Annotated in this window: 7 protein-coding genes and 1 pseudogene; 7 read left to right on the forward strand and 1 reads right to left on the reverse strand. The window is 73.1% G+C overall.

Annotated elements, in window-relative coordinates; translation table 11 throughout:
- The 6 genes from DT057_RS32760 to DT057_RS32785 form a co-directional block, all read left to right on the forward strand.
- A partial coding sequence (locus tag DT057_RS32760; protein WP_162501584.1) for an Hcp family type VI secretion system effector occupies positions 1-316 on the forward strand: 316 nt, incomplete at its 5' end.
- 367 nt (positions 317-683) lie between these two features.
- A complete protein-coding gene (locus DT057_RS32765; RefSeq protein ID WP_128566211.1) occupies positions 684-1,208 on the forward strand; it encodes a type VI secretion system baseplate subunit TssE in 525 nt (174 codons plus the stop codon).
- Complete coding sequence (gene tssF / locus DT057_RS32770; protein ID WP_128566212.1) at positions 1,205-3,166, forward strand: type VI secretion system baseplate subunit TssF; 1,962 nt, start codon at positions 1,205-1,207, stop codon at positions 3,164-3,166. The genes DT057_RS32765 and tssF overlap by 4 nt, the downstream gene beginning before the upstream one ends.
- Positions 3,167-3,215: 49 nt before the next feature.
- Complete coding sequence (gene tssG / locus DT057_RS32775; protein ID WP_128566213.1) at positions 3,216-4,247, forward strand: type VI secretion system baseplate subunit TssG; 1,032 nt, start codon at positions 3,216-3,218, stop codon at positions 4,245-4,247.
- A gap of 11 nt (positions 4,248-4,258) precedes the next feature.
- Entirely contained in the window at positions 4,259-6,955 is a 2,697-nt protein-coding gene (gene tssH, locus DT057_RS32780) for a type VI secretion system ATPase TssH (RefSeq protein ID WP_128566214.1), read from the forward strand.
- 85 nt (positions 6,956-7,040) lie between these two features.
- Positions 7,041-7,352: a hypothetical protein gene (locus DT057_RS32785; protein ID WP_128566215.1), complete on the forward strand. Its 312-nt coding sequence runs from the start codon at positions 7,041-7,043 to the stop codon at positions 7,350-7,352.
- A gap of 38 nt (positions 7,353-7,390) precedes the next feature.
- On the opposite strand, the gene DT057_RS32790 is transcribed toward DT057_RS32785, so the two are convergent.
- Entirely contained in the window at positions 7,391-7,684 is a 294-nt protein-coding gene (locus DT057_RS32790; RefSeq protein WP_238312751.1) for a PAAR domain-containing protein, read from the reverse strand.
- A gap of 394 nt (positions 7,685-8,078) precedes the next feature.
- On the opposite strand from DT057_RS32790, the pseudogene DT057_RS32795 reads away from it, so the two are divergent.
- Positions 8,079-8,535: pseudogene (locus tag DT057_RS32795) on the forward strand (hypothetical protein); the annotation flags it as partial.

Below are 8,535 nucleotides of genomic sequence, written 5' to 3' on the forward strand. Positions count from 1 at the left end.
CTCGGTCACCAAGTACATCGACAAGTCGAGCCCGACGCTGTTCCAGCATTGCTGCAACGGCAAGCACATTACGAAGGGCAAGCTCATCGTCCGCAAGGCCGGCGAGAAGCCCCTGGAGTACCTGACGGTCGAGCTCGAGGACATCATCGTGTCGCACGTCTCGATGGGCGGCTCGGGCTCGGAGGACCGCCTGACCGAGAACGTGACGCTCAACTTCGCGACCTTCCACGTCAAGTACGCGGTCCAGAACAAGGACGGCTCGAAGGGCGCCGAGACCGAGCACAAGTGGCACATCCACAAGAACATCGCCGGCTGACGGCGCGCCCGCCCGGGCCTTGAGCCCGGCGGCGGCGCTGGCGGCGGCCCCGGCGCTCCCCGGCGCCGGCCCGGGCCCGGGAAGACCCCGCCGGACGCGCCGGACGCGCGTCCGGCATCCCTCGATCGCACCGGCGGCCCGAGCGGCCGACGCGCCGGGCCGCCGGCCCCTCCCGGATCTCCGGTCCCGAGCCGGAGGCCCGGCGAGGATCCGAGGGCGAGACCGGAGCTCGTCCGCGACGGGCGTCGGGATAAGTCCTTGTTGTGCTGCGTGTCCGCGGGGAGAGCCGGTTTCGGCCTCCCCCGGACTGCTCTAGAATCGGGATGCCGGCGCGACCCCCCGCGGCCGGCACGAGAGACGAGGCCGCATGAGCGCACGCGTCCGCACCCCGTTCACCGAGGCCTTCCGCCAGGCCTTCGAGGACCGGGACCCCGGCACCTCCTCGGCGGCGCGGGAGGGCCGGGCCGTCTCGGGCCGGCGCTCCGTCGTGCACGGCTCGATGTCGGAGAACGACCTCCAGCGCCTCGTCACGCACGACCTCGGCGTCCTGATGAACACCGTCAACTTCGCGGCCGGGACGGACATCAGCGCCCATCCCCACATCCGCACCTCGGTCCTCAACTACGGCTTCCCCGACATGGTCCACCGCTCGATCGACGAGGTCTCGGTGAACGACATCGGCGACGAGATCGAGACGGCGCTCGCCGCCTTCGAGCCGCGCCTCGTGCCGGGCTCGGTCGGCGTCATCCGCGACACCCGCGTCTCGCCCGACCAGCTCCGCATCCGCTTCATCGTGTCCGCCGAGCTCGACTGCGAGCCCCTGAACGTGCCCGTCCGGTTCGTGGCCGACCTCGAGAGGGACACCGGCAAGATCGTCATCCAACGGCGATGAACCAGGAATTCCTCGACCTCTACAACCGGGAGCTCGGCGTGCTGCGGGAGCAGGCGCGCGAGTTCGCCGAGGAGTTCCCGGGGATCGCCGAGCGCCTCGGCGGCCTCCTCGACGAGCGCGCCGACCCGATGATCGTCGGCCTGCTCGAGGGCGCGGCCTTCCTGGCCGCCCGGGTGCAGCTCAAGCTCAAGCACGAGTTCCCGGAATTCACCGCGAACCTGCTCGAGCAGCTCGTCCCGAACTACCTCGCGCCGACGCCCTCGGCGCTGCTCGCGCGGATCTCGCCGGTCTTCGGCGATCCCGCCCTGCGGGAGGGCCGCCGCATCCCGCGCGGGGCCTACCTCGACTCGGCCTACCGCGAGCAGCAGCGCCAGGTGGCGTGCCGGTTCCGCACCACCGCGGACGTCACCATCTGGCCGCTCGAGATCACCCGCGCCGAGTACCACGCGACGCCCGGCCCCCTGCAGGCCCTCGGCATCCCGGCCGGCCCCGAGACCGTGGCGGGCCTGCGCCTGTCCCTGACGCACCGCACCGCCGAGCGCCCCGAGGACGAGATGTCCGACCGGGAGGCCGCCAGGACCCCGGAGGCCTGGATCGCCGGATGCCCGATCCGGAGCCTGCCGGTCCACCTCGTCGGCCCCGAGGCCGACGCGGTGGCGCTCCTCGAGCAGCTCTTCGCCAACCGGACCGGGCTGTTCCTGCGCCACCTCGACGCCTTCGGCGACCCGGTCGTGATCCGCCTGCCCGAGGACGGCCTCGAGCCCCTCGGCTTCGGCCAGGACGAGGCCCTGATCCCCGAGGACCTGCGGGTGTTCGAGGGCTTCAACCTGCTGCGCGACTACTTCCTGTTCGCCCGCAAGTTCCTGGGCTTCGAGATCACCGGCCTGGCCAAGCACGTCTCCCGGCTCACGGCCCGGACCGTCGAGGTCGTCGTCACCTTCAACGAGGCCAACGGCCGCCTCGCCGCGGCGGTGCGGCCGGAGGCCTTCGCGCTCCACGCGGTCCCGGCCGTCAACCTGTTCCGGATGTCCCTCGACCGGGTGCCGGTGACCACCCGCCAGCACGAGTACCACCTCGTGCCCGACCGCAGCCGCTCCCTCGACTACGAGGTGCACCAGGTCCAGGACGTCTACGCCCACCACGCGGGCAGCGCCGACAAGGTGCCGGTCCCGCCGCTCTACGCCTCGCGCGGCACCGGGCCGGGGCGGCCCAGCCTCGCCTACACGATCCGCCGCCTGTCCCGGCGCCGCACCAGCACCGAGCGCACCTACGGCATCATGTCGGACTACACCGGCACCGACGTGTTCCTGTCGCTGATCGAGCCGACCCGGATCGACGAGGAGCGGGGCGTCTCGGAGCTCAGCGTGCGCGCCCTGTGCTCCAACCGCCACCTGCCCGAGCAGCTCCCCGTCGGGGAGGGCATCGCCGACTTCCACTTCCTCGACGACGCGCAGCTCCCGGTGACCTGCCTCATCGGGCCGACCCGGCCGCGGGAGGCCATCGTGGCGGCCCTGCGCAGCCGGACCGAGTCGGCCTTCACGGGCTCCGTCGCCTGGCGGCTCGTCAACATGCTGAGCCTCAACCACCTCGGCCTCGTGGCCCGGGGCGCGGGGCGCAACGCCGAGGCCCTGCGCGAGGTGCTGATGCTGTTTGCGGACCTGAGCCAGGGCGCCATCGAGCGCCGGATCCGCGGGGTGCGCAGCATCGACAGCCGGCCCGTGGTCCGCCGCCTGCGCCGGCGCACCGGCACCGGCACCGCCCGCGGCACCGAGATCACGGTGCTCCTCGAGGAGAAGGCCTTCGAGGGGACCGGCGTCTTCCTCCTCGGCGCGATCCTCGACCGCTTCTTCGCCGAGTACGCGGGCCTCAACCACTTCACCCAGACGGTGCTGCGCACGACGGAGCGCGGCGAGATCATGCGCTGGCCGCCGCGCAGCGGCGCGCGGAGGCCGCTGTGAGGCCGCCCCGCGCCGCGGCCCGGCGCCGCCCCCGGCGGGGGGAGGCCCCATGAGCCTCTTCGACGACCTCGCGCGCAAGCCCTGGGACTTCGACCTCCTCGGCACCCTGCGGCTCATCGAGCGCAGCTTCCCCGACCGCCCGCGCATCGGCGACAGCGCGACCTGGGCCGAGGACGTCGTCAGCCTCGGCGAGGATCCCTACCTCGAGTTCCCGTCCCTCAACATCGAGCGGGCGGCGCGCAGCCAGGGCGGGCGGCTCGCCCTCCACGTCCGCTTCCTCGGCCTGCTCGGGCCCCAGGGCGCCCTGCCGCTCCACGTCACGGACGAGGCCTACGGCTGGCATCTCGCCGGCCACGAGGCCTTCCCGCGCTTCCTCGACATCCTGAACCACCGCTTCATCCAGCTCTTCTACCGCGCCTGGGCGGATGCGCGGCCGATCGCGCAGGCCGACCGGCCGGACGACGACCGCTTCGTCGCCTACGTGGGCAGCACCGTCGGGCTCGGCACCGCGACCTTCCACGACCTCGACACGGTCTCGGACATCGGCCGCCTCGCCTTCGCGGGGCTGCTCGGGCCCAAGGCCAAGTCCGCCTCGCGCCTGCGCCAGGCCGTCGAGGGGCTGTTCGGCATCCCCTGCGAGGTCGAGGAGTTCGTCGGCACCTTCCTGCCCTTCGAGCGGGCCGACCAGACGCGGCTCGGGGCCGCCCACGCCCGGCTCGGCGTCGACTGCCTGATGGGGTCGAGCGTCTTCAGCGTCGAGGACAAGTTCCGCCTGCGCCTCTTCGCCCAGGACCTCGCCGCCTACGAGCGCTTCCTGCCCGACGGCCCCCTGTGCACGCCGCTGGCCGACCTCCTGTTCTTCTACGTCGGCTGCGAGCTCGACTGCGAGGTCGAGCTGGCGCTGCCGCGCCGCGCCGTGGTGCCCCTGCGCCTCAGCCGCGAGGCCGGGGGCCGCCTCGGCTACACGACCTGGATGGTGAAGGCGCAGGACCCGGACGCGGCCGGGTACCGCTGCGATGCCCGGTTGAACCCCGCCGACCGCGCCAAGCGCCCGCCCGCGGACGCGCCCGTCGAACCCTGAAGGGATCCGTCATGGCCGACATCACCGTTGAAACCGTGGCCGGCAAGCTGAACCGGATCGGCTACGAGGCCTTCTTCCAGGCCATCCGCCACGCCAAGGGGGCGGGCAACCGCAACATCGAGCCGGCGCACTGGCTGTTCCACCTGCTCCAGCGCAACGGCACCGACATCGGGCTCACCGCCGACGCCTACAAGCTCGACCGGGCCAAGCTGCTGATGGACATCGACGCCGCCATCACGGGCTTCCGCAAGAACGTGACCGAGGTGCCGAGCGTCTCCAACACCCTGGTCGAGCTCCTCGACCGCGGCTGGCACTACGCGACCCTGTTCTTCGGCGAGACGCAGATCCGCTCGGGCCACGTCCTCGTCGCCGGCCTGAACTCGCCGGAGCTGCGCCGGGCCTTTGTGTCGCTGTCGCAGGAATTCGCCAAGATCCCGATCGAGGCGCTGACGAGCGAGCACCACGCCATCTGGGCGAGGTCGGAGGAGGAGAACCAGCGCCCGATGGACGGGTCGGGCGCGGTGGCGGCCGGCACGCCGGGCGCCGACGCGGCGAGCCCCCGGGGCCAGACCGCCCTCGACCGCTTCTCGCAGGACCTCACGGCCCGGGCGGCCTCGGGCGAGATGGACCCGATCCGGGGGCGCGACGAGGAGATCCGCCAGCTCATCGACGTGCTGATGCGCCGGCGCCAGAACAACCCGATCCTCACCGGCGAGGCCGGCGTCGGCAAGACCGCGGTGGTCGAGGGCCTGGCCCAGCGCATCGCCGCCGAGGACGTGCCGCCCGCCCTCAAGGGCGTGCGCCTGTGCGCCCTCGACATCGGCCTGATGCAGGCCGGCGCCTCCATGAAGGGCGAGTTCGAGCAGCGCCTGCGCTCCGTCATCGACGAGGTGCAATCCTCGCCCAAGCCCATCATCCTGTTCATCGACGAGGCCCACACCCTGATCGGCGCCGGCGGCCAGGCCGGGACCGGGGACGCCGCGAACCTCCTCAAGCCCGCGCTCGCCCGCGGCACGCTCAAGACCATCGCGGCCACCACCTGGTCCGAGTACCGGCAGCACATCGAGAAGGACCCGGCCCTCACCCGGCGCTTCCAGCCGATCCACGTCGGCGAGCCGGACGTGGCGCGCTGCTGCGACATGCTGCGCGGGCTGCTCGGGCCGATGCAGAAGCACCACGGCGTGCGCATCGCCGACGAGGCCGTGGTGGCGGCCGTCGAGCTCTCGCACCGCTACATCCCGGCCCGGCAGCTGCCCGACAAGGCGGTGAGCCTCCTCGACACCGCCTGCGCCCGCGTCGCCATCAGCCAGAACGCGACGCCCGCCGCCATCGAGGACGCCCGCGTCGCCATCCTGGCCCGCACCACCGAGCGCGAGGCCCTGGTGGCCGACCGCGACCTCGGCGTCGCCGACGACGCGCGCATCGCCGAGATCGACGCCGAGCTCGCCGCCCTCGACGCGACGCTCGCGCGGCTCGACCAGGAGTGGACCCTCGAGCGCGCCCTCGTCGACGAGATCAGGACCCTGCGCCAGTCCGTGGGGCGGGACGGGGCGGCGGGCGAGGCCGAGGCGGCCCGCGCCGCCCTCGCCGAGCGGGCCGCCTCCCTGGAGGCGCGCGACCCCGAGGCGCGCATGATCTACGCCCACGTCGACGCCCAGGCCATCGCCTCCGTGGTCTCCGACTGGACCGGCATCCCGGTCGGCCGCATGGTGCGCGACGAGATCGAGACGGTCCTGCGCCTGCCCGAGATCCTCAACCGCCGGGTGGTGGGGCAGTCGCACGGGCTCGCGGTGATCGCCCGGCGCATCGAGACGAACCGCGCCCGCCTCGAGAACCCGAACAAGCCGATCGGCGTGTTCATGCTCTGCGGCCCCTCGGGCGTCGGCAAGACCGAGACCGCCCTCGCCCTCGCCGAGGCGCTCTACGGCGGCGAGCAGAACATGATCACCATCAACATGAGCGAGTTCCAGGAGGCACACACCGTCTCGACCCTGAAGGGCGCGCCTCCGGGCTACGTCGGCTACGGCGAGGGCGGGCGCCTGACCGAGGCCGTGCGGCGCCGGCCCTACAGCGTGATCCTGCTCGACGAGGTCGAGAAGGCCCACGGCGACGTGCACGAGATCTTCTTCCAGGTCTTCGACAAGGGCGTGATGGAGGACGGCACCGGCCGGCGCATCGACTTCAAGAACACCCTGATCATCCTGACCTCGAACGTCGGCACCGACACGATCATGCAGCTCTCGCAGGACCCCTCCTACGCGAGCGACCCGGACGCCATGGCGGCGGCCCTGCGGCCCCAGCTGCTGCGGGTGTTTCCGGCCGCGCTGCTCGGGCGGATCGTGACGATCCCCTACTTCCCGCTCTCCCCCGAGATGCTCGGCGGCATCGCGCGCCTCCAGCTCGACCGCATCGGCCGGCGCATCCGCGAGAACCACGACGCCGCCTTCGGGTACGACGACGCGGTGGTCGCCCACATCGTGGAGAAGTGCAACGACCCGGATTCGGGCGGGCGCATGATCGACAACATCATCACCAACACGCTGCTGCCGGAGCTCTCGCGCGAGTTCCTGAACCGGGCCCTGGCCAAGGAGGAGATCCTGGGCGTGCGGGTCGGGATGGGGGAGGGGCGCTTCACCTACGCCTGGACGGGCGGGGCTGCGCCTCCCGCGGCGGAGGCGGAGGCGGAGGCGGAGGCGCTCGCCGGATGAGCCGGCCGGGGCGCGGCATCGGCCGGGGGCCCGCGCCCGGGGGGCGCGTTCCGGCTTTCATGACGTGGACGAGGAGGAGTGTCCCATGACCAGCAGGAACAGCTTCGAGCAGGTCGACGAGGTGCCGGCCGACGCGATGACCCTCTCGCTCGCGCGCGACGGCGACAAGTTCTTCGGGATCGTGTCCTGCCCGGCGACGGCCACGCAGGGGCGGCTGCCGAAGGATTTCCGCAGCGCCGAGATGCCCCTCAAGGAGGCGTTCCGCGCCGCGATCAAGTTCGCGAACGACTTCAAGGTCCCGATGGTGGTGCTCGATCCGCACGGCCTCTGGCAGGCCGAGTGGGGCACGCTCTACCGCGAGGAGGACGAGGGCGGAGAGGCCCAGGCCGCGCCCTGACGGCGCGCCCGCGGGAGCGATGCGCCCTCCGGGCGGGGTCAGCCCCCGATCAGGACGGTCGGCAGGCCGGTGACGATCTTGCCGCCGTGCACCGTCGTGTCGCCGATCCGGGCCGCCGGCATGCCGCCGATGAGGACGCTGGTGGAGCCCTGCACGATGGCGTCGATGGGCCCGGTGCAGATCGCGAGGTCGCCGACCCGCGCCGCCGGGATGCTGCCGATCAGCACCGTCGGGCAGCAGGGCGGGATGATCGGGCCGCCCACGTGGGGCACCACGCCCGTCACCATCGGGCAGACGTGCATGTCGGTGATGCGTGCAGCCGGCTGTCCCACCGCGTCCTCCCGTGGGCGGCCGCGCCGCCTCGAACCCGCGCGATGCTACCGCGGCCGGTCCTGCACAGGCAAATCACCCGGCCCGATCCGCGCAAGGCCGGGCCCGTCCCCGGATCCTCCCTTGGCGCGGGGCCCGGCTCCCGGCGCGGGCGGCCCTGCCGCCGCGCGGGATTTCTTCGCCCGGGACAAGGGGTTCGGCGCCCGGGAACCGGCCCGGCGGGCGCGGCCCGTCCCGTGCGCGGGAGCACGCGCGCCCGCGGCGCGGCCGCCATACTGGCGCCGGACATCCGGGGCTGTCCACACGGGCCGTGATTTCCTGTAGGCTCGATGCTCCGGGACCGTTGCCGCTCCTCCCGTTCCGTGACCTCAGGTGTTCGACCGGGGAAGATCTTTGGTGAAGCAGACGCACACGACGCGGATGGGTCCGGCCCCGATGCCCGGTCACCGGCTCGGCGCCCGCCGGCGCCAGCCGCGCCGGCGCGTCGCCGTGTTCTTCGTCGGGCCGCTCCTGGTCTGGGCCGCCGTCGCGTCCTGGATGGCCCACAGCCGGTCCGAGGAGGCCGAGCGCCTCCTCGCCGAGCAGGCGGTGCAGAAGGCGGCCTACGAGGACAAGGTCCGGGCCCTGACGCGCCGCCTCGTGGGCGTCGCGAGCCACCAGGTGCTCGAGCAGGACGGGCTCGCGGGGCGCATGGCCGACATCGTCACCCGGCAGGTCGAGCTGGAGAGCCGCCTCGCCACCCTCGCGGGCTACGCCGAGCGCATCGCCGATCCGGCGGCCGGCGCCGCCGGGGCGGCCGGCCTCGCCCCGGCCGAGCCCGCGCCGGCGCCCGCGAAGGCGCGGCCCGAGGGCG

This window comes from Methylobacterium crusticola, assembly GCF_003574465.1.
Classification (GTDB): Bacteria; Pseudomonadota; Alphaproteobacteria; order Rhizobiales; family Beijerinckiaceae; genus Methylobacterium; species Methylobacterium crusticola.

Bases quoted from the DNA above. Each gene is read 5' to 3' on its own strand.
- DT057_RS32785 (WP_128566215.1), top strand. From the start codon at position 7,041: ATGACCAGCAGGAACAGCTTCGAGCAGGTCGACGAGGTGCCGGCCGAC.
- DT057_RS32765 (WP_128566211.1), top strand. From the start codon at position 684: ATGAGCGCACGCGTCCGCACCCCGTTCACCGAGGCCTTCCGCCAGGCC.
- tssG (WP_128566213.1), top strand. From the start codon at position 3,216: ATGAGCCTCTTCGACGACCTCGCGCGCAAGCCCTGGGACTTCGACCTC.
- tssH (WP_128566214.1), top strand. From the start codon at position 4,259: ATGGCCGACATCACCGTTGAAACCGTGGCCGGCAAGCTGAACCGGATC.
- tssF (WP_128566212.1), top strand. From the start codon at position 1,205: ATGAACCAGGAATTCCTCGACCTCTACAACCGGGAGCTCGGCGTGCTG.